This window comes from Nocardioides marmorisolisilvae (genome assembly GCF_031656915.1).
Classification (GTDB): Bacteria; Actinomycetota; Actinomycetes; order Propionibacteriales; family Nocardioidaceae; genus Marmoricola; species Marmoricola terrisoli.
The window spans coordinates 2,740,205-2,759,423 of sequence record NZ_CP134227.1 but is presented as its reverse complement, the minus strand read 5'-3'; the positions used below and the strand labels follow the sequence as shown (position 1 = coordinate 2,759,423).

At 71.2% G+C, this 19,219-nt stretch carries 21 protein-coding genes; 12 read left to right on the top strand and 9 right to left on the bottom strand.

Translation table 11 applies throughout. From position 1 onward, the window contains the following. The first annotated feature begins 14 nt into the window (after positions 1–14). From aat to Q9R13_RS13265, 3 genes are all read left to right on the top strand, one after another. Positions 15–689, top strand: a complete 675-nt coding sequence (gene aat, locus Q9R13_RS13275; RefSeq protein ID WP_310961651.1) for a leucyl/phenylalanyl-tRNA--protein transferase — start codon at positions 15–17, stop codon at positions 687–689. 318 nt (positions 690–1,007) lie between these two features. After that, entirely contained in the window at positions 1,008–2,405 is a 1,398-nt protein-coding gene (locus Q9R13_RS13270) for an HNH endonuclease signature motif containing protein (protein ID WP_310961650.1), read from the top strand. Positions 2,406–2,510: 105 nt separating this feature from the next. Next, positions 2,511–2,969 (top strand): SGNH/GDSL hydrolase family protein, encoded by a 459-nt coding sequence (locus tag Q9R13_RS13265; RefSeq protein WP_310961649.1) that lies wholly within the window; start codon positions 2,511–2,513, stop codon positions 2,967–2,969. A gap of 102 nt (positions 2,970–3,071) precedes the next feature. Here Q9R13_RS13265 and Q9R13_RS13260 read toward each other — a convergent pair whose 3' ends face one another. Genes Q9R13_RS13260 through Q9R13_RS13250 form a run of 3 tightly spaced genes read right to left on the bottom strand, consistent with a single transcriptional unit; the run spans position 3,072 to position 5,646 of the window. After that, the gene (locus Q9R13_RS13260) at positions 3,072–3,938 is read right to left on the bottom strand and encodes an Fpg/Nei family DNA glycosylase (RefSeq protein ID WP_310961648.1); all 867 of its coding nucleotides are present in this window, start codon (positions 3,936–3,938) and stop codon (positions 3,072–3,074) included. Between the two features lie 45 nt (positions 3,939–3,983). Beyond that, positions 3,984–5,120 carry a hypothetical protein gene (locus tag Q9R13_RS13255; protein ID WP_310961647.1) on the bottom strand — a complete coding sequence of 379 codons (1,137 nt, stop codon included), beginning with the start codon at positions 5,118–5,120 and terminating at the stop codon, positions 3,984–3,986. After that, positions 5,107–5,646, bottom strand: coding sequence for a SigE family RNA polymerase sigma factor (locus Q9R13_RS13250; protein ID WP_310961646.1), 540 nt, complete (start codon positions 5,644–5,646; stop codon positions 5,107–5,109). Before Q9R13_RS13250 ends, Q9R13_RS13255 begins: the two co-directional genes overlap by 14 nt. Before the next feature lie 151 nt (positions 5,647–5,797). Here Q9R13_RS13250 and Q9R13_RS13245 point away from each other — a divergent pair, with 151 nt between their 5' ends. The 3 genes from Q9R13_RS13245 (at position 5,798) to Q9R13_RS13235 (ending at position 8,427) form a co-directional block, all read left to right on the top strand. Continuing rightward, positions 5,798–6,988 carry an ATP-binding protein gene (locus Q9R13_RS13245; RefSeq protein WP_310961645.1) on the top strand — a complete coding sequence of 397 codons (1,191 nt, stop codon included), beginning with the start codon at positions 5,798–5,800 and terminating at the stop codon, positions 6,986–6,988. A 71-nt stretch (positions 6,989–7,059) separates the two neighbouring features. Continuing rightward, positions 7,060–7,419 carry an ArsR/SmtB family transcription factor gene (locus Q9R13_RS13240; RefSeq protein ID WP_310961644.1) on the top strand — a complete coding sequence of 120 codons (360 nt, stop codon included), beginning with the start codon at positions 7,060–7,062 and terminating at the stop codon, positions 7,417–7,419. A gap of 24 nt (positions 7,420–7,443) precedes the next feature. Beyond that, positions 7,444–8,427 carry an SRPBCC family protein gene (locus Q9R13_RS13235; protein ID WP_310961643.1) on the top strand — a complete coding sequence of 328 codons (984 nt, stop codon included), beginning with the start codon at positions 7,444–7,446 and terminating at the stop codon, positions 8,425–8,427. On the opposite strand, the gene Q9R13_RS13230 is transcribed toward Q9R13_RS13235, so the two are convergent. Both Q9R13_RS13230 and Q9R13_RS13225 read right to left on the bottom strand, forming a co-directional pair. Continuing rightward, on the bottom strand, positions 8,394–9,785 hold the full coding sequence (locus tag Q9R13_RS13230; protein ID WP_310961642.1) for a cytochrome P450: 1,392 nt from the start codon (positions 9,783–9,785) through the stop codon (positions 8,394–8,396). The two genes, Q9R13_RS13235 and Q9R13_RS13230, sit on opposite strands and share 34 nt — an antisense overlap. Then, positions 9,772–10,086 (bottom strand): hypothetical protein, encoded by a 315-nt coding sequence (locus Q9R13_RS13225; RefSeq protein WP_310961641.1) that lies wholly within the window; start codon positions 10,084–10,086, stop codon positions 9,772–9,774. Before Q9R13_RS13225 ends, Q9R13_RS13230 begins: the two co-directional genes overlap by 14 nt. A gap of 167 nt (positions 10,087–10,253) precedes the next feature. On the opposite strand from Q9R13_RS13225, the gene Q9R13_RS13220 reads away from it, so the two are divergent. From Q9R13_RS13220 to Q9R13_RS13205, 4 genes are all read left to right on the top strand, one after another. Then, positions 10,254–11,474: a sensor histidine kinase gene (locus Q9R13_RS13220; protein WP_310961640.1), complete on the top strand. Its 1,221-nt coding sequence runs from the start codon at positions 10,254–10,256 to the stop codon at positions 11,472–11,474. Continuing rightward, positions 11,471–12,145, top strand: coding sequence for a response regulator transcription factor (locus Q9R13_RS13215; protein ID WP_310961639.1), 675 nt, complete (start codon positions 11,471–11,473; stop codon positions 12,143–12,145). Before Q9R13_RS13220 ends, Q9R13_RS13215 begins: the two co-directional genes overlap by 4 nt. Before the next feature lie 47 nt (positions 12,146–12,192). Beyond that, a complete protein-coding gene (locus Q9R13_RS13210; protein ID WP_310961638.1) occupies positions 12,193–12,993 on the top strand; it encodes a glycerophosphodiester phosphodiesterase family protein in 801 nt (266 codons plus the stop codon). 142 nt (positions 12,994–13,135) lie between these two features. Beyond that, entirely contained in the window at positions 13,136–13,558 is a 423-nt protein-coding gene (locus Q9R13_RS13205; protein ID WP_310961637.1) for an ATP-binding protein, read from the top strand. A gap of 195 nt (positions 13,559–13,753) precedes the next feature. On the opposite strand, the gene Q9R13_RS13200 is transcribed toward Q9R13_RS13205, so the two are convergent. From Q9R13_RS13200 to Q9R13_RS13190, 3 genes are all read right to left on the bottom strand, one after another. After that, a complete protein-coding gene (locus Q9R13_RS13200) occupies positions 13,754–14,947 on the bottom strand; it encodes an arginine deiminase (protein WP_310961636.1) in 1,194 nt (397 codons plus the stop codon). 49 nt (positions 14,948–14,996) lie between these two features. Beyond that, the gene (locus Q9R13_RS13195; RefSeq protein WP_310961635.1) at positions 14,997–15,599 is read right to left on the bottom strand and encodes a TMEM165/GDT1 family protein; all 603 of its coding nucleotides are present in this window, start codon (positions 15,597–15,599) and stop codon (positions 14,997–14,999) included. A gap of 72 nt (positions 15,600–15,671) precedes the next feature. Continuing rightward, on the bottom strand, positions 15,672–16,523 hold the full coding sequence (locus Q9R13_RS13190; RefSeq protein WP_310961634.1) for a prephenate dehydratase: 852 nt from the start codon (positions 16,521–16,523) through the stop codon (positions 15,672–15,674). Between the two features lie 70 nt (positions 16,524–16,593). Between Q9R13_RS13190 and Q9R13_RS13185 the strand changes: the two genes are divergently transcribed. After that, a complete protein-coding gene (locus Q9R13_RS13185) occupies positions 16,594–17,013 on the top strand; it encodes a DUF4446 family protein (RefSeq protein ID WP_310961633.1) in 420 nt (139 codons plus the stop codon). Between the two features lie 11 nt (positions 17,014–17,024). Next, on the top strand, positions 17,025–17,495 hold the full coding sequence (locus Q9R13_RS13180) for a nitroreductase family deazaflavin-dependent oxidoreductase (protein WP_310961632.1): 471 nt from the start codon (positions 17,025–17,027) through the stop codon (positions 17,493–17,495). A 55-nt stretch (positions 17,496–17,550) separates the two neighbouring features. Here Q9R13_RS13180 and Q9R13_RS13175 read toward each other — a convergent pair whose 3' ends face one another. Next, positions 17,551–19,134 carry a diacylglycerol kinase family protein gene (locus tag Q9R13_RS13175; protein WP_310961631.1) on the bottom strand — a complete coding sequence of 528 codons (1,584 nt, stop codon included), beginning with the start codon at positions 19,132–19,134 and terminating at the stop codon, positions 17,551–17,553. Between the last annotated feature and the right edge of the window lie 85 nt (positions 19,135–19,219).

The following is a 19,219-nucleotide window of genomic DNA, read 5'->3' as shown; positions in this document are numbered from 1 at the left end:
GCTTGGATGAGGGGGTGCCGATCGAGCCTCCTCCGTCCGTGTGGCGCCTGCGCGCTCCGGCGGCCGCCGACGACGACCTGGTGGGCCTCGGGGCCGACCTGGCGCCCGGCACGGTGCTGTCGGCCTACCGCCTCGGGCTCTTTCCGATGCCCGTCGAGGGCCGGCTCGGCTGGTGGTCCCCGGTGCGTCGTGGCGTGCTCCCGCTGGACGGTCTGCGGGTCACCCGGTCACTGCGGAAGTCCTGCCGGCGCTTCGAGATCCGGGTCGACACCGCCTTCACCGCGGTGATCGACGCGTGCGCGGACCCGGGTCGGCCGGCGGGCTGGATCGATGACGACGTCCGGGAGGCGTACGTCGCGCTGCACCGGCTCGGCTGGGCACACTCGGTGGAGGCCTGGCGTGCGGAGAAGCTGGTCGGCGGACTGTATGGGCTGGCCGTCGGCGGCCTGTTCGCCGGTGAGTCGATGTTCAGCCGCGAGCGGGACGCCTCCAAGGTGGCACTGGTGGCGCTGGTCGACCTGCTCAGCGACCAGCACGCCGAGCGCCGGCTGCTGGACACCCAGTGGCAGACCGAGCACCTGGCCAGCCTGGGCGTCGTCGAGGTCCCACGGCGGGAATATCTGCGCCGGCTGGCCGACGCGCTCACGGTGCCGCTGCCTGATGTCTTCGGGACCTCGTCGTCGCTCTGAGTATGGGACTCCCGCGGCTGACGGGACGGGATCTCCCCCTTTGCCTGGGGCGGCGAGATCCCGGCCGACTGTCACAGGCGTCCTGATGCAGAAGTGTCACCGATGTCCTGCGACTTCACACAGGCTGCGGATCCGCTTGACACTGGTTCGAACATATGTTCTACTCGATATAGATCCGGTGGTGATAACGATGGCTAAGGCCTCGGATCTGGCTCCGATGGAGTCGGCCCCTCACAGGCCCGCAGCCCATCACATGTGAGAACCCGAGAGCTCCCGTGCGGGGGCCGGTGTTCGCGAGCGTGTGGGAGGGGGGCTGCAATGGCCGACAAGCCGGACCATGAGCTGTCAGAGCCGCGCGTGAAGTCTGGTGCGTCGGATGCACCCACTGCGCAGGATGCCTCGCAGCATCGGCTGGTGCGGTTCGTGGCCGCGGTCGATGAGGCGGTGGACAAGGTCGCCGGGGTGGAGCCGGTGTTCTTGACCACGACTGAGAAGCAGAGCGTGTTGGTGGGGTTGCGGCGGGTGCAGGACCGGCTCGCGGGGCTGGGTCTGCGGGTGTTGGCGGTGGCCGATGATGTCGCCGAGGAGTCCGGGGACCGGGACGCTGCGGTGTGGCTGGCGCATGTGACCCGGACCGAGCGGAGCCCGAACAGCCGGGATCTGCGGCTGGGTGAGGCGCTGGAGCGGCGCTGGACCCGGCTGGGTGTCGCGCTCGGGGAGGGGTCGGTGAATCTGGCTCAGGCCCGGGTGGTCGCCCAGGCGCTGGAGGAGCTGCCCGGTGATCTGGATCCGGGGATCCTGGTGGAGGCCGAGGAGCACCTGATCGGGCTGGCCGCGGATCACCGTCCCCGGGAGCTGGCGGTGTTGGGGGCGAAGATCCTCGAGGTCCTCGCCCCCGACATCGCCGAGGCCGAGGAGGGCCGCCGGTTGGAGGAGCAGGAGCGCCGCGCCCGAGAATCCACCCGGCTGTTCACCCGACGGTTGGGGGACGGGTCGACCCGGATCGGGATCAAGGTCCCCGATGCGGTCGCGGACCGGCTGATGACCTACCTCGATGCCTTCACCAGCCCCCGGCACGGCCTCAACGACGGCACCACGGTGCCCGGACCCAACCACGACCCCGACAAGGATCCGACCAGCGCCCCGGCCAACCCGCTCGGAACCATCGGGATGGTGGGGGTGGGTGAGGGTGATCGGATCCCGGCCGCCCGCAAACGCGGGCTGGCGTTCACCGCCCTGCTCGAGGCCCTCGACCCCGCCAGGCTGCCCGAGCACGGCGGGGACGCCACCACGGTGATCATCACCCTCACCCTCGACCAACTACGCAGCCAGCTCACCGCTGCCGGGGTGATCACCAGCGATCAGGGCCGCATCTCCGCCGGCGAGGCCCGACGACTAGCCTGCACCGCCCAGTTGGTCCCCGCCGTCCTCGACGGGACCGGGCAGGTCCTCGACCTGGGCCGCACCCAACGACTGTTCTCCCGCGCTCAGCGCAAGGCCCTGCGGCTCCGCGACCGGTCCTGTCGGGCCGAGCACTGCACCGTCCCCGCAGGATGGGCCGAAGCCCATCATTGGAAACCCTGGTCCAAGGGCGGCAGAACCGACCTCGCCGACGGGGTGCTGCTGTGCTCCTGGCACCACCACCGAGCCCACGACGACCGCTACCAACACAACCGCCTGCCCAACGGCGACATCCGATTCACCCGACGCACCTGAGGAGTTCCGGTCGCGGGAAGGTGTGCCCCTCCGCCTGCTGCCCCGCCCATGCGCCCCCGACCCACAAGGCCAACGGCTGCCTTGCATTCCGGCAAACTAGGGATCGTGGAGGTAGTCCTGCTCGGCGACAGCCACCTCGCCCGGATTCGCCGCGCACTCCCGCGCATCAGCGCCAACGCGATCAACGCGGCAGTGGGCGGCGCGACCGCCGCAGACGTCCTCACCCAAGCACGAGCACACCTCCCCACAACCAACGCCATCGCGGTCCTGTCGATCGGCACCAACGACGCAAGACGTGGCACTCGCCCCGAGGAATGCCGCGAACTGGTGAAGGCTCTGGTCGCAGAGCTTGCCTGCCCATGGATCTATGTCCGGCCGCCCCTGACCGAACATGCGGTGTGGGGCAACGCGATCGCATCCCTGAGGCCAGACCACCTCATCGACACCCCCGCACTGCTCGCTCCGCTGGGCGCTCGGGCCATCGCCTCGGACGGCGTTCACCTGACGGGCTCCGCATATGAGCTGCTCCTCCCAGAGATCTGCACAGCCTTGAGCGTCGTGTAGGGACTTCTGCCTGCGCGATCACGACCGCCGGCACCGACACCAGCCACGCGCTGCTCACGCAACCTGCGATGCGCGCGTCATGTGCAGAGGGTCTCAGCCCAGCTACTTCAACAGCTTGCTCAGCCGCCGGTCGGCCAGCGGTTTGCCGCCGGTCTGGCAGGTCGGGCAGTACTGCAGGCTCGAGTCCGCGAAGGACACCTCGCGCACGGTGTCGCCGCACACCGGGCAGGGCTGACCGGTGCGTCCGTGCACCCGCAGGTGGCTCTTCTTCTCGCCCTTGAGCTCGCTCGCGGCCAGCCCCGAGGCACGTCGTACGGCGTCGCCGAGCACGTCGCGAAGCGCGGCGTACAACGTGGTCAGCTCTTCGTCGGTGAGGCTGTTCGCCGGCTTGAACGGCGACAGTCGGGCAGCATGGAGCAGCTCGTCGGAGTAGGCGTTGCCGATGCCCGCGATGTTCGACTGCTGGCGCAGCACGCCCTTGATCTGGGCCCGGCCGCTGGCCTGGAGGATCGAGGCCAGCACGTCGATCGTGAAGTCGTCGGCGAGCGGATCCGGCCCCAACCGGGCGATCCCCTCGATGTCGACCGGATCGCGGACGACGTACAGCGCCAGGCTCTTGCGAGTGCCGGCCTCGGTGATGTCGAGTCCGGCGTGGTTGTCCAGCACGACCCGCGCCGCGAGAGGCGACTTGCTGCTGGGCCGGGCCGGCAGCTTCGGCACCTCGTCCTTCCAGCGCACCCAGCCGGCACGGGCCAGGTGCAACACCAGGTGGGTGCCCGAGGCGTCGATGTCGAGGAACTTCCCGTGCCGGGTCACGCCGTCGACCAGGCTGCCGCTCAGCGCGCTGATCGGTGGGTCGTAGGTCTTCAGGCAGCTGAATGCCACGATGTCCACCCGGACGATGGCACGGTCACGCAGCCGGCCGGACAGGTCCTGGGCCAGCGCCTCCACCTCGGGCAGCTCGGGCACGCGTCGAGCGTAGCGAGTGCTCCGAGCGGGCGAGTGCGGCGGCGGTCAGCGGGGGAGGTCGGAGTCCAGCCATGCGAGGTTCAGCGGCAGGTCGTTGCGCCAGCAGCGGAGGGCTGAGACGTCGCAGGTGACCCAGGTCACCGGACGCTCCATCCGGCCGTGCGCGAGCTGGAAGGTGAGCTGGTCGCCGGACCAGGCCGGGCCGCTGCCGAACTTCTCGCCGGGAGGGATCACGAAGGTGACGACCGGCCGCCCGTCCCGCGCTCCCACGACCCGGACCTGGCGGCTGTGGACCACCACCGTGTAGTCGCCCCCGGCACCGGAGGGCGCGGTGAACGACCCCTCGTGCTGGTCGCAGTCGCTCCAGAGCCGTCGCCAGGTCTGCCCGTCGTGCACGATCGCGCAGGAAGCGCGTTGGTCCCAGACCGTGTCGGCAGGCTGGTCGCCGACCAGGCTCTCGGCGGGTCCGAAGCTCTTCCATCCCGCACGTGGGTCGACCGGATCCAGCCGCCGGGCCCGACCCTTCCAGACGGTCCAGAAGAAGTCGCGGGTGGCGGTCACGGTGCTTCCCCGGACCCAGCGCGGGGTGGCGAGGGTGGAAATCGTCCCATCACGGCCGACCACGATGAGCCGACCCGGGCTCCCCTCGACGAAGGCGGTCCCGTGCGGGCCGGGGCGGATGAAGCGGTAGTCGTCCGCGCGACCGATCACGGGGATGTCACTCGGCGTACCGCCGTTGATCGCGATGCGGTACTGCCCGTCGGGTGCTTCGAGCAGCGCCACCACCCCGACAGCCGCGACGGTGACGTTCGCCTGGTAGCTGGGGTCGCTTCCGAGCGGGAAGGTGTGCCCGTCCCTGGTGTGCACCGTGTGCCCGCGGTCGACGTAGTCCAGCCTCGGCACGGGTCCGGTGGCCAGGTGGGTCAGCGGCACCGTGCGCACCGCTGACTGCGATGGTGACGGCGAGGGCCCGACGGGCCCGGTGGTGTGCTGGCCCCGCTGGGCGAGGACGGCGCCGGAGAAGGCGATGACCGCGACGAGGCCGACGACGGCCGCCGCGCCCCCGGCCAAACGGCGGACGTGGATGCGGTGGGCCCGGCGCAGGCTCGGCTCGAGCAGGTCCGTTCCGGGCAGGGCTGCCGCGGCGCGGTGCAGCCGGGTGCTGAGCTCATCGTCGTTCATCGCTGGTCCGTTCCGTCGGCTGTCCCTCGCCGAGATCGACGCGCAGGCGCGCCAGCGCGCGAGCACACTGGCTCTTCACCGTGCCCTCGCTCGAGCCCATCGCGGCGGCGGTCTCGGCCACGCTGAGCCCTTCGTAGTAGCGCAGGGCGACCACCTGCCGCTGCCGCTCCGGAAGGAGCAGGACGCGGGCCCACAGCTCCCCGTCGTCGGGATCCGGTTGGTCGCCGGCCTGCTCCGGCAGTGTCTCGGCCGGTCGCTCGCGTCGTCGGAACGCCCGCCGCCACAGGCTGGTGTTGGCGTTCACCAGCGACGTGCGCACGTAGGCGTCGATGTCGACCTGCTGGGCGAGGAGGCGGTCCCAGCGCAGGAAGGTGCGGGCGAGCACGCTCTGGAGGAGGTCCTCGGCGTCGGCGAGATTCCCGCACAGCAGGACGGTGAATCCGAGCAGGCCATGCTGGCGAGCCTCGACGTACGCGGTGAAGTCGAGCCGGTCCGAGCCGGCTCGCTCCCGCGGCGCCTGCGTCATCGCCACCTCCCCTCACCCCCCTCGGTCTCCAGGGTGTCGCAGGTGGAACGCAACGCTGACCGGATCGGTTGCACGGCGCTCAGGGCGAGTACGGCGAGGACGCGCGCGGCAAATCTACGGTTTGTGCTAGACATCCCGATAGCGTCCGATCATGGACCCGATCAGGAATCCGTACGCGCCCGGCGCCGGGCAGCGACCTCCCGAGCTGGCCGGCCGCGACGCCGAGCTTGCGCAGTTCGACGTCACCCTCGAGCGGGTGGCCGCCGGACGTCCCGGGCGCTCGATGGTGCTCTCGGGGCTGCGCGGAGTGGGCAAGACGGTGCTGCTCAACGCGCTGCGTGGGCAGGCGGTCCGGCGCGCGTGGGGGACCGGCAAGATCGAGGCGCGGCCCGAGCACTCGCTGCGGCTGCCGCTCGCCCAGGCGGTGCACGCCGCGCTGCGCGAGCTCGGCCACCGGCACCGTGACCCCGACCGGGTCGAGCAGGTGATGGGCGTGCTCAAGGCGTTCGCGCTGCGCACCGACCATGTGGACCGGCGGGGTCGCGCCTGGACCCCGCCGGTCGACGTGGCGGCGGCGAAGGGTCGTGCCGACTCCGGCGACCTCGAGCTCGACCTGGTCGAGCTGTTCACCGACGTGGCCTCGCTGGCCGGAGACCTCGGCGTCGGCATCTCAGTGTTCATCGACGAGATGCAGGACGTCGCCCCGGACGAGCTCGGCGCGTTGTGCGGCGCCTGCCACGAGATCAGCCAGCAGGGCGCACCGCTGGTCGTGGTCGGGGCCGGGCTGCCGCACCTGCCGGTCGCCTTGGCCGCGTCCCGCTCGTACGCCGAGCGGCTGTTCCGCTACGTCCGGGTCGACCGGCTCCCGCGCGAGATGGCGGAGCGGGCCTGGACCTTCCCGGCCGAGCAGGAGGGCGCGTCGTACGAAGCGAAGGCCCTCGACCAGCTCTACGAGCTCACCGACGGCTATCCCTACTTCGTGCAGGCCTACGGCAAGGCGACCTGGGACGTTGCCGTCGGATCCCCTATCCGCTGGGCCGACGTCGTCCAGGCCGCACCCGAGGCGGAGGCGGAGCTCGCGGTCGGCTTCTTCGGGGCTCGCTTCGACCGAGCGACCCCCGCCGAGCGCGACTACATGAGCGCGATGGCCGACCTCGGTGAGCCGACCGGCGACCTGGCGGTGAGCACCTCCGACGTGGCCGCGCATCTGGATCGAAAGCCGCAGTCGCTGAGCCCGGCCCGGGACGGACTGATCAAGAAGGGTCTGGTGTTCTCCGCCGAGCGCGGCACCGTCGCGTTCACCGTGCCGCACTTCGGGAGGTTCCTGCGCAACCAGCGCTGAGCTCGCCCTCGGCGGATCCACCAGCGCCCGCCTCTTGACGTCGTCTTCGGCGCGGCCTAATCTACAACCAAATGGTTGTAGATAGCGAGATCACCGACGCCGAGGTGGACCGGATCTTCCGGGCCCTCGCCGACGCGACCCGCCGCGACATCGTCCGTCGCACGCTCGTCGGGGAGGAGTCGGTCTCGCAGCTCGCCGAGGACTACGCCATGTCGTTCGCGGCGGTGCAGAAGCACGTGGCGGTGCTGGAGAGGGCGGGGCTGGTGACCAAGCAACCGCACGGCCGCGAGCGGCTCGTCCGGGGCAACCCGGAAGCGATCAGGCGCGCCCAGGCACTGCTGGACACCTTCGAGCAACTCTGGCGGTCCCGGGTCGCCCGCCTCGACGCCCTGCTCGCCGACGACGAGCACCACGAGCACGAAGAGCACTGACCCACCACTGGAGAGGACCGTCCGATGCCCATCACCTCGATCCACAAGGACCCCGAAGCGCTCACCCTCACGGTCGTCGCCGACTTCGCCGCACCGCTGCAGCGGCTGTGGGATGCGTACGCCGACCCCCGCCAGCTCGAGCGGTTCTGGGGGCCGCCGTCCTACCCGGCGACCTTCACCCGGCACGACATGCTCCCCGGCGGCCGGTCCGCGTACGCGATGGTCGGTCCCGAGGGTGAGGTCTCCCGTGGCTACTGGGAGTTCCTGGACGTCAAGGCGCCGTACTCCTTCGAGGTCCGCGACGGCTTCTGCCACCCGGACGGGACGCCGAACACCGAGATGCCATCGATGCGGATGGTCTTCTCCTTCGAGGCGACCGGGTCCGGGTCGCGGGTGACGACCACGACGTACTTCAACACCGTCGAGGAGCTCGCGCAGCTGGTGGAGATGGGCATGGAGGAGGGCATGCGTCAGGCCATGGGGCAGATCGACGGCGTGCTCGAGGACCTGCGCAGCTTCGCCGCGGATCTGCCGGCCGCCGCACAGGTGCTCTCCGACACGACGGTCCGGGTCTCCCGGGTCATCCGAGGCAGCGTCGAGCAGGTCTGGTCGGCCCATCACGACCCGACGCTGCTGACGCAGTGGCTGCTCGGCCCGGACGGTTGGTCGATGCCGACCTGCGAGGTGGCGAGCGAGGTCGGGCAGGTCTACCGCTACGTGTGGCAGCAGGACGACGGCGGCACCAGCTTCGGCTCCACCGGTGAGCTGCTCGAGGTCTCGGCACCGCACCGCGCGGTGACCACCGAGCGGATGTACGGCGACGGGATCCCCGAGGACGCCCCCAGCACGGTCAACGAGCTGACCCTGACCCCCGTCGATGGCGGCACCCTGCTCTCCCTGCTGATCACCTACCCCGACGCCACGACCCGCGACATCGTTCTCGGCACCGGCATGGTCGACGGGATGGAGACGAGCTACGCGCGACTCGAGGGCGTGCTCGCCGGCTGAGTGGTCGGACGCCCCGCAGCGTCGCCGAGCACGATCGGCAGGTGTTCGTAGCCGCGCAGCACCCGGGTGCCCCGGCGTACCGGTGGGCCGTCGACCCGCAGGTCGGGGAACCTGTCGTAGAGAGTATGGAGTGCGACCTTCGTCTCGAGCCTGGCCAGGCTGGCGCCGAGGCAGTAGTGCACACCGGCCGAGAACGACAGGTGCTGGTCGGCGTTGCCGCGCGTGACGTCGAAGCGCTGCGGGTCCGCGAAGACGGCCGGGTCGCGGTTGGCGCCACCGAGGAAGGTCAGTACGGCGGTGCCGCCGGCGACCCGGACCCCGGCGACCTCGGTGTCGCGATGGGCCTGGCGCAGGGTGATCTGAACGGGAGAGTCGAACCGCAGCACCTCGTCCACGGCCCGGGGCCACAGACCCGGGTCGTCGCGCAGCACCGCGAGCTGGTCGGGGTGGGAGTCGAAGAGCGCCACCGCGTTTCCGATCAGGTTGACCGTGGTCTCGAAGCCAGCCCCCAGCACGAGCAGCCCGGTCGCCTTGAGCTCGTCCTCGGTGGGGCGGTCGGGACCATCGAGCGTGGCCAGCCGGCTGAGCAGGTCGTCGCCGGGATGCTTGCGCAGTCGCTCGACATGGGCGTCGAACCAGACGTGCAGCCGGCGGATGGCCAGCTCGATGCGTCGGAACTCGGCCCAGGACAGCCCGGGGTCGAGGGACTGGGCAGCGATGTTGCTCCAGGCGAGCAGCCGATCGTGGTCCTCCTCGGGTACGCCGAGCAGCTCGGCGATCACCACCAGCGGCAACCGGGAGGCGAACCTGTCCACCAGGTCGACCCGCTCGGGTCCGGCGGCCAGCTCGTCGACGAGTCGTGCCGCCACGGTGGCGATGGTGTCCTCGAGGCCGCCGACCTTGCGTGCGGTGAAGGCACGGGAGACCAGCTTGCGCTGCCGGGTGTGCTCGGGTGGGTCGAGCGCCAGCATCGACGGCGGGTCGACCGGTCCTGTCGCGCGATTGTCGAAGACCCGTGCCAGCAGCCACTGCAGTGGGCGGGGAAGCTCGCCGTGGCCGCCCGCGACGCCGAAGTCCTCACTGCGCAGCACGGCGTCGGCGACCGCGTGGTCGACCGTGCCCGCGGCCAGCCTGGTCGTCGTCATCGGTCCCCGGCGTCGCAGCTCCTCGTAGCCGGCGAAGGGGTCCGCCCGGAGCGCCGGGTCCATCGCCAATCCGGCAAGAAGGTCGCCGCGTGCCGCCTCACGTAGCAGCAGCCGGCGGGCGAGTCCATGGGAGAGCAGCCAGGTCGCCCGTGACCGCAGGGGGTTGCCGGTGGGGACCGGCACCGGGAGGGCGAACGGGTCAGGCGCTGGCACGGATCCGCTCCTCACCGCGTGCAGTCACGCCGTACCGCCGCAGGATGCGCAGCACGCCGGCGTTCTCCCGGATCAGATCCCGGCGGCGGTCCTCGATCTGCCCGGCCGTCAGGTGCGAGTCAAGCTGGGTCTGCATGGTCTGGTTCCAGCGGTGGCGCAACGCCGTGAGCAGTCCGTCCCGGTCGCCGAAGATCTCGGCGTACTGGTCGTTCCAGGGCAGCTCGCCGTCGCGGGTGAACGCGGCGGTGGCCGCGACCTCGCGCAGTGCGGTCCACCGGCGGTGGGTCTCTTCCCAGCTCATCTCGGGCCTCCTGTGGGTCGTCGTTGACCGTTGTCGCCGACGCTACGAGCCATCGAGTACGTCGGGCATCGCACGGGAGTACCCAACCTGTGTCCTACCAGGGTAGGAGCCCGCCCACCTCCCGTGGCCGGATGCCGGCGACGGCGATCCTGCCTACGCTGCTGCTCATGTCCCCCGGTGTGCTCGCGCTGCGCACGGTCCGGAGCGTCCGAAGCATCGTGGACGCCAAGCTGGCCGTCCGTGGCCTCGCCTACCCCTGGTGGATCCCGGTGGTGTCGGCGGTGGGCGAGATCATCGCGGTGCTCGTGTCGCTGGCCCAGCGTGATGCACTGCTGCCTCCGCAGGCCATCGCGACGACCCTGCTGCTGGTGCTCGCCGGGCAGGCGATCCCGTTCACCTACCCCACCCGGCTCGGCTGCTGGTTCGACGCGCCGCTGGTCCTCGGGGCGACCGCGTGGCTGCTCGCGAACCCCGTTCACGTCGCCGGTCCGGCCGACACCGCACCGGTGCTGCTGATGATCCTGGCCGCCGTGGTCACCGGTCGGGACGGGGTGGTGCCCGGGCTGGTGGTCTACGTGCTGTCGCTGGTGGTGCTGGTGGTCGCCGGCGGGACGGGCGACCTGTCGAGCACCGGCCTCTACGCGCTCGAGGTCGACCTGGGTCTTGCCGTGGGCTTCATGCTGCGCTGGCAGATGCACCAGCTGACCGCCGAGCGCGAAGCCCGGGCCGGTGAGCGCACGCGCGCCACCTTGGCCGAGCGGGAGCGGATCGCGCGGGAGATCCACGACCTCGTCGCGCACTCGCTCAGTGTCACGCTGCTCCACCTGGCCGGGGCCCGGCACGCCCTGCGGGATGGGGACGTCCCCGACGCGCTCGACGCCCTCGACGACGCCGAGCGGATCGGCCGGGCCGCGATGGCCGACATCCGCCGGACGGTCAGCAGCATGACCGCGGACCCGACGCCGACCCGACCACTCCCCGGCGTCGCCGACATCGCGGGACTGGTGGCCGACTTCCGCGCTGCCGGCCTCGACGTGCGGTACGACGCCGCCGGTGACTCGACCGCGCTGCCGTCCGGTGCCGGGCTCGGCCTCTACCGGATCGTCCAGGAGGCGCTGTCGAACGTGGCCAAGCACGCCCCTGGGTCGACGGCGTCGGTCCGCCTGGACCTGCGCCCCCGTGAGGGCCGGCTGAGCGTGCGGAACTCGCTGGACGGGAGTCGACACCGCACGGGACCGGGCGGGTCGGGCGTGCCTGGCATGACGGCGCGGGCCACAGGGCTGGGCGCCACGATCATGGTCGGCCCCGACGGCGACGGCTGGCTGGTCGACGTCCGGCTCCCGTTGGCCGGCGAGAGCGGGTGCACGTTGCGCAGGATCGCGACATGAGCGCACAGCCCGAGGAGGTGCGGGTGCTGCTGGTCGACGACCAGGAGCTGGTCCGGTCCGGGCTGCGCCGGATCCTGCGCCGCCGGGACGGGTTCGAGATCGTCGCCGAGTGCGCGGACGGCGACGAGGTCCCCGACGCCGTCGCCAGCCACCGGCCGGACGTCGTGGTGATGGACCTGCGGATGCGGCGTACCGACGGCATCGAGGCGACCCGGGCGCTGCGGGTGCAGGAGTCGAACCCGCCGGTCCTGGTGCTTACCACCTTCGATGACGACGAGCTGCTGTCAGGGGCGCTGCGCGCCGGCGCAGCGGGGTTCCTGCTCAAGGACTCCTCGGCCGACGACCTCGCCCGGGCGGTGCGGACCGTGGCAGCGGGTGGATCGTGGCTGGACCCGGCGGTGACCGCGCGGGTGCTCAGCCGCTATCGCCGCGCGCACCCGTCGCCGGCCACCGGTCCCGTCGAGGCGCTGACCGACCGGGAGCTCGAGGTGCTCCGCGCGATCGGCAGCGGCTGGAGCAACCAGGAGATCGCCGAGCGGCTGGTGATCTCCGAGCTGACCGTGAAGAGCCACGTCGGACGGATCTTCACCAAGCTCGGCCTGCGCGACCGGGCGGCCGCGATCGTCTACGCGTTCGACCACGGGGTCGTCGTTCCCGGCGGGTCCGGCTAGCTCGGCCCACCCGGTCGGGGCAGCGGCCGGTCTGCGACGATGACCTCATGCAGCGGCCGCAGGTCGTGGCCCATCGAGGGTCGAGCGCCACGAACGCCGAGCACACGCTCGGCGCCTATCTCGCCGCACTCGACGAGGGCGCGGACGCGTTGGAGTGCGACGCACGCCTGACCGCCGACGGGCACCTGGTCTGCGTGCACGACCGCAACCTTCGGCGTACGGCGTCCACCGACAGCCTGGTCTCCAACATGGAGCTCGCCCAGCTCGAGGAGCTCGACTTCGCGAGCTGGAAGCACCCGTGGGCCGACCTCGATGACGAGGCCGAGCTGCCGGACCGTCACCTGGGCGGCGTCCTCACGCTGCGCACGCTGCTCGAGACGGTCGGGGAGTACCCCCGCCGGATCGAGCTCGCGATCGAGACCAAGCACCCCACCCGGTACGCCGGTCTCGTGGAGCGCCGGCTGGTGGACCTGGTGGACGAGTTCGGCTGGGCCGACGCGGACTCACCGGTGCGGGTGATGAGCTTCTCGTGGGTGGCGCTGCGACGGATCCGCCGGCTGGCCGCTGGGCTCCGGCTGGTGTTCTTGATGGACAGCCCGACGCAGTGGGCGCGGGCACGACCGGTGGCCGAGCCCGACTGGATCGCCGGACCGGGGATGGAGCTGCTGCGCCGACACCCCGACCTGATCCGCAGGATCACCAACTCGGGCGCTCGGCTGCACGTCTGGACGGTGAACTCCGACGAGGACATCGAGCGCTGCGTCGGCCACGGTGCCGAGGCGCTGATCACCGACCGGCCCTTGGCGACCCGGTCCTACCTGGACACGATGACGGAGTTCTCGTCCTAGCCGCCGCACCCGACGCCTGCTCGGATGCCGGCGGATGGTGTGCTCGGCGTTTGAGCGCTGGGCGTTTGAGCGCTGGGCGTTTGAGCGCTGGGCGTTTGAGCGCTGGGCGTTTGAGGGATGGGCCTCCGGGAACCATGCAGACATGACGGCCGGCTGTGAACCGCAGCACCTGCGCCTGCCCTTCGCGGCAGAGAGCGTCGGTGTCGCCCGCCACGCGCTGGACGACTGGCTGGCCGGGGCGATCCCGACCGGCGCGCCTGTCGGGTTCCTCGACGACTGTGCGTTGGTGGTCTCCGAGCTGGTCGGCAACGCCGTCCGGCACGCACGACCGCTGACCGATGGCACCGTGGACGTCGACTGGGCCTGCACCGACGGATCGCTGGAGATCGCCGTGACCGACGGTGGCGGCCGGACCGCACCCCGGAAGCGGCACGCGGCCTCGACCGACCAGAGCGGGCGGGGGCTCGCGATCGTCGACTTGCTGACCACGGGCTGGTGGGTCGAGACCAGCGGCTCCTGCACGACGGTTCGGGCCCAGCTCGATGCGGTGGAGCGAGTCGCCTGAGAACTCGCTGAGGTCCGCCCCCCGCTGTTGTCTTTCGTTGAAGGGTGGACTAGATTCAGCGGAGCCCGATCGATGTTGCATCCCCCGTCAACGTCGATCGGGCACTCACGTTCCCAGGGCCCTTCTCTGAGGCGTATCCCGCGTCCGCATCGCAGCCCCCGGGTCGCCCTCCGAGTGCCTCGGGGCGCGGCGAGGTCAGGCCTCGTCGCGGGCGATCGGGCAGGACATGCATCGCGGGCCGCCGCGCCCGGAGCCGAGCTCGGAGCCGGAGATCGCGACGACCTCGATGCCCGACTCCTCGAGCCGGGCGTTGGTCTCCACGTTGCGCTCGTAGGCGACCGCCACCCGGGGTGCGATCGCGAGCGTGTTGTTGCCGTCGTCCCATTGCTCACGCTCGGCGGTGACCGGGTCGAGGCCGGTGTCGATCTGGTGCAGGGTGTCGATCTCCATCGCCTTGGCCGCGGCCACCAGGAACGGCTCGGCCGCGGACACGTCGAGGTCGTCGCCGCGCAGGGTGACGGTCAGCGCCCGCAACTGGTCGGCGACGTTCGGATACATCACGATCTTGTCGACGTCGACCATCGTGCACACCGTGTCGAGGTGCATCGTCGCCCGCTCCTGCGCGATCGGTACGGCGAGCACCGTGTGCGCGAGTTCGGCGCCGAACACCTGCCGGGCGAGCCGCTCCACGCCGGCTGCCGTCGTACGCTCGCCCACGCCGACGGCGAGGACACCGGGCGAGAGCAGCAGCACGTCGCCGCCCTCGACGTGCTCGTGCCGCCAGCCGTGCAGCTGCGGGGTGCCGGCGAAGCGGGGATGCTCGGCGTAGATCAGCTCGGTCAGCTGGGTCTCCCGGGCGCGCGCGGGCATCGCCAGGGACGTGACCGCCACCCGGTCACCGATCCACACGCTGGAGTCCCGGGTGAACAGAAGGTTGGGGAGCGGGTCGATCAGGAAGTCGTCGTGGGCCAGCAAGCTGGTCACCAGGCCGGTGCCGCCGCGGACCTCGTCGTTGCGCAACCCTGCGGTGAGCACGTCCTTGAGCGCATCGGGGGCGAGCTCGGCGAGGGCCTGACGCAGGTAGCCGCGCAGCGTCTCGCCCAGGTGCAGAGACGTGAGCGCCGCCTCGATGGCGTGTTCGCGGGCAGACTCCGCGGCCAGGGTCTCCACGAGCAGGTCGGTCAGGTAGAGGACCTCCACCCCACGTCCCCGCAGCGCCTCGGCGAACGCGTCGTGCTCGTCCTGCGCGCGAGCCACCCAGGGGATGCCGTCGAAGAGGAGACGGTCGTTGTTGCGCGGGGTGAGCCGGCGCAGCTCGGGGCCGGGTCGGTGCAGCATCACGGTGCGGAGCCGCCCGACCTCGGTGCTCACGCCATGGGGAGAGGACATGGTCGTCAGACTAGCCATCGCCGAGCCGGCCCCGGCCGGCCCGACGGGGTCAGCGGAGCAGCTCGACCAGTGTCACCACGGCGAGCACGGCGCACACGCCAGCGCCGATGTAGTGGATCAGTGACAGCTTGACGTGTCGCAGCAGCACCCGACCCGCTGCGATCGCCAGCCCCGACACCACAAGCAGTGCGATCCACGCGCCGAAGAACACCGAGACGGGCTCGTGATAGCGACCGACCAGGCTGATCGTGAGCAGTTGGGAGAGGTCGCCCCACTCGGCCGCGAACAGGACCAGGAAGGACGCGCCGACGGCGCCCAGCCAGGAGCGCTCGGTGTTCGCCTTGGCGGCGTACTCCTCCTCGGTCTCGGCCTCCTCGGCGTCCGCCCTCGGCGCCTCCCGGAGCAGCAGCAGCGCACCGGCGGCGAAGATCGCCGCGGCCACGCCTTGCACGATCTGGTGCGGCAGGAAGCTGACCGCCTGTCCCACCGTGACCGCGATCAGGGTCTGGATGAGGAAGGCCGTGCCGACGCCCACCCAGACGGCGAGCGGCCGGTAGCGGGTGGAGAGCACCAGCGCGGCGATGAAGGTCTTGTCGGGGAGCTCGACCACGAAGATCGCCCCGAAGGCGATGGCGACCACGGCGAGATCCACCGGTCCAACCTACGGGGCGGGCCGCGACCGCTGCTGTGTCACCCCGGACCGGGGAGGGAGCGGGAGCCGACGTCAGCGGTTCCGCGCGGGGTCTGCCGGGTAGACGCCGAGGACCTTCACCTCGGTGGTGAAGAAGGCCAGCTCCTCCAGGGCCCGTTGCAGGGCAGGGTCCTCCGGGTGCCCGTCGACCTCCGCGAGGAACTGGGTGGCGGTGAAGTGGCCGTCGACCATGTAGCTCTCCAGCTTGGTCATGTTCACGCCATTGGTGGCGAAGCCGCCCAGCGCCTTGTAGAGCGCGGCAGGGAGGTTGCGGACGTTGAACACGAAGTTGGTGACCGTCGGTCCCTCGCCGTACGGCGGCACCACCGGCTCGGGGGAGAGGACCACGAAGCGGGTGGTGTTGTGGTCCTCGTCCTCGACGTCCTCGGCGAGGATCTCCAGGCCGTAGATCTGCGCCGCCAGGGGAGGAGAGATCGCGGCCTGTGTCGGGTCCCCCGCCTCGGCGACCTCGCGCGCAGCACCTGCGGTGTCGCCGGCGACGACCGGCGTCAGCCCGTGCTGGCGGATCACCTTGCGGCACTGGCCGAGCGCGTGCACGTGGCTGTGCACCGTGCGGATGGTGTCGAGCGACGCACCCGGCACGGCCATCAGCGCGAACTCGATGCGCAGGAAGTGCTCGGCCACGATGTGCAGGCCCGAGGTGGGCAGGAAGTGGTGGATGTCGGCCACTCGCCCGGCGATCGAGTTGTCGATCGGGATCATCGCGAGGTCGGCGTCCCCGGTGGCGATCGTCGCGAACACGTCCTCGAAGGACGCGCACGGCACCCGCGCCCAGTCGGGGTAGTGCTCGCGGCACACCATGTCGGAGTTCGCCCCGGGCTCACCCTGGTAGGCGATCCGCCCGGTCCTCGCTGTCGCGCTCACCGGCCCATGTTCCCATGCGGATCGGGCGCGCCTGCGGGTCGACCACGCGCTGAGTGCCTACGCTCGCTTCGTGTTCGGCGCACTGGTCATCCTTGCGATCCTGCTGTCCGTGGCCGCGCTCGCACTGGCGGCCCACCTGTACCGCGAGCTCAGCGCGGCCCGGCGCCGCGTCGACGCCTCCGACCTGCCCCCGGACGTGCTCGCCCTGCGACAGGAGGTGGCCGCTCTGCGGCAGGAGGCAGGCGACGCCCTGCGCAACCTGGCCGTGGTGCGCTACGACGCCTTCGGCGACACCGGCGGGAAGCTCTCCTGGTCGACCGCGCTGCTCGACGACCACGGCAACGGCCTGGTACTCACCTGCATCCACGGCCGCAGCGATGCGCGCACCTACGCCAAGAGCGTCACTGGCTGGAAGTGCGAGCAGCAGTTGTCGCCCGAGGAGCTGGACGCCATCGCCCACGCGCGCGTGGACGCCGGCAGCGCTCCCTAGACTCAGGCCCCATGAACGCGCTCACACCGTTGGCGATCCGGATCGGCGCTCTCGCCTGGCTGCCTCGCTTCCTGCGCCAGATCACCGCGGTCGACCGGTTCTTGCAGCGGGTCAGTCGGGGCCGCTGGTCGCTGCTGAGGATCGCCGGGCTACCCAGCCTGATGCTCACGGTCGTCGGCCGAAAGTCCGGCGTCGCGCGGTCGACCCCGCTGCTCTGCGTCCCCTACCAGGACGGAGTGCTGATCGCCGGGTCGAACTTCGGCGGCGCGAAGCCGCCGGTGTGGGTGGTCAACGTGCGCGCCGCGAGCAGGGTGCGGATGAGGTACGACGGCGCGGAGCGTGACGCCGTACCCCACGAGCTCGAGGGCGTCGAGCGCGAGCAGGCCTGGCAGCACATGCTGGCGACCTGGCCGAACTACGCGAGGTACGCCGAGCGCACCGGCCGGACGATCCCGGTGTTCTACCTCGACCCAGCCGCATGAGGGCACCGCGCGGTGGGGCAGAGCCCGCCGGGTCCCGGCCGGCCGCCCGCGTCCTCTAGCGCGGCACCCGCACCAGCAGCCGGCCGTGCACGCACTCCGCGCGCAGCTCACGGCCCGGCTGGATCAGGTCGCCGTCGAGCTGACGGGGTGCGTCGGTGGACGTGCGGACCACCACCGTGCGGCCGGTCATCCGGGTGATGGTCTCGTCCGTGCGTGGGTTGCGGGTCATCACTCGCGCCGCGAGCGGCAGCCAGGACAGGAAGCGTCTCGGGTAGAGCAGCACCACATCGAGCTCGCCGTCGTCGATCGTCGCGTCCGGCAGCAGCGGCATCCCGGCCTGGAGGTGACCGACGTTGCCGATCACGATCGTCCTGGCTCGGGCGGACACGAACTCGCCGCCGTCGACCGAGACCTCGACCCGGATCACCGGGAACATCAGTGACTTCAGTGCCGACCAGACGTAGGCCAGCCAGCCGACCTTCGCCTTCACCTGGTCGTTGACGCCCTCCATGATCGCGGCGTCGAAGCCCATCCCCGCCATCACCAGGAAGGTCGCATCCTCCATCGAGTCGCCACAGACGCGCACCATGTCGATGGCGCGGTCCTGACCGTTCAGGGCGACGTCGACGGCGGCCCGCAGGTAGAGCGGGATGTCGAGGTTGCGAGCCAGCAGGTTGCCGGTCCCCGCGGGGACGATCCCGACCGGGATGCCTGTGCCGGCGAGCTCCTCGCAGACGGCACGGACCGTGCCGTCGCCGCCGACGGCCACCACCACGGTGGAGTCGGCGACCGCCGCCTCATGGGCCATCCCGTGCCCGGTGTCCTCGACGGTCGTCTCCCACCAGCGCACCTCGTCGAAGCCCGACTCGGCGGCCATCGCCGCCACCATCGACCGGAACTGGCCGGTGTCGTCGATCTTGACCGGGTTGAGCACGACGGCGAGTCGGCGGTGCTCGGTGGCGAACACCACCGGCAGGGGGTCGGCGGTCAGCGCGATCGACCGCGGTGTCGGGTCGAAGACCACCAGCCCGACCAGCACGATGCCGGGGCCGAGCAGCCAGCCCCCGAGCACGTCGGAGGCGTGGTGGACGCCGAGGAAGACGCGGTCGGCGCCCACGACCACGACGACGACCACGAGGAGCAGGTCGAGCAGCCGACGCAGCGCTCTGCGTCGTACCAGCATGGTGATCAGCACGATCGCGACGGCGGCGCCGGCGGAGACCGAGGAGGAGTGCCCCGACGGGAAGGCGTACGACGACAGCGTCTGGATCGGGTCGTGCCAGACCGGACGGGGTCTGCCGACGAGCTCCTTGAGCAGGTAGGTCGCGACCCCGACCGCCAGCATCACCCCGACGGTCCAGTACGCCGCCCGCCGGTGCTTCTTCACGAACAGGATCGCGCCGGCCACGATCGTGGCCACGGTCATCGCGATCGTGCCGAAGAGGTGCGCGATCGCGATCGCCAGGTGCCGCACCCAGGCGTGCGCGACGGTGACGTCGAAGGGACCACGACCGATGTCGCCGTCGAGCTCGTCCAGCGGGTGCCAGTGGCCGTGGACCAGTGCGGCCAGCACGGCGAAGGCCGCGAGGCAGGCGAGGCCCCAGCCGAGCGCGCGGAGGCGGATGGCTTTCTCGGTCACGATGCGTCGAATTCTCTCGGTCGGGAGTCGCGGCGGCACGCGGGCGGGCCGGGGGAGTCTCGCAGAGAGTATGCCCGCGGCGCTC

Coding starts and splice junctions, on each gene's coding strand:
- Q9R13_RS13255 (WP_310961647.1), bottom strand. CDS start 5,120: ATGAACGACGATGAGCTCAGCACCCGGCTGCACCGCGCCGCGGCAGCC.
- Q9R13_RS13210 (WP_310961638.1), top strand. CDS start 12,193: ATGCAGCGGCCGCAGGTCGTGGCCCATCGAGGGTCGAGCGCCACGAAC.
- Q9R13_RS13200 (WP_310961636.1), bottom strand. CDS start 14,947: ATGTCCTCTCCCCATGGCGTGAGCACCGAGGTCGGGCGGCTCCGCACC.
- Q9R13_RS13245 (WP_310961645.1), top strand. CDS start 5,798: ATGGACCCGATCAGGAATCCGTACGCGCCCGGCGCCGGGCAGCGACCT.
- Q9R13_RS13225 (WP_310961641.1), bottom strand. CDS start 10,086: ATGAGCTGGGAAGAGACCCACCGCCGGTGGACCGCACTGCGCGAGGTC.
- Q9R13_RS13235 (WP_310961643.1), top strand. CDS start 7,444: ATGCCCATCACCTCGATCCACAAGGACCCCGAAGCGCTCACCCTCACG.
- Q9R13_RS13270 (WP_310961650.1), top strand. CDS start 1,008: ATGGCCGACAAGCCGGACCATGAGCTGTCAGAGCCGCGCGTGAAGTCT.
- Q9R13_RS13220 (WP_310961640.1), top strand. CDS start 10,254: ATGTCCCCCGGTGTGCTCGCGCTGCGCACGGTCCGGAGCGTCCGAAGC.
- Q9R13_RS13180 (WP_310961632.1), top strand. CDS start 17,025: ATGAACGCGCTCACACCGTTGGCGATCCGGATCGGCGCTCTCGCCTGG.
- Q9R13_RS13215 (WP_310961639.1), top strand. CDS start 11,471: ATGAGCGCACAGCCCGAGGAGGTGCGGGTGCTGCTGGTCGACGACCAG.
- Q9R13_RS13240 (WP_310961644.1), top strand. CDS start 7,060: ATGGTTGTAGATAGCGAGATCACCGACGCCGAGGTGGACCGGATCTTC.
- Q9R13_RS13205 (WP_310961637.1), top strand. CDS start 13,136: ATGACGGCCGGCTGTGAACCGCAGCACCTGCGCCTGCCCTTCGCGGCA.
- Q9R13_RS13250 (WP_310961646.1), bottom strand. CDS start 5,646: ATGACGCAGGCGCCGCGGGAGCGAGCCGGCTCGGACCGGCTCGACTTC.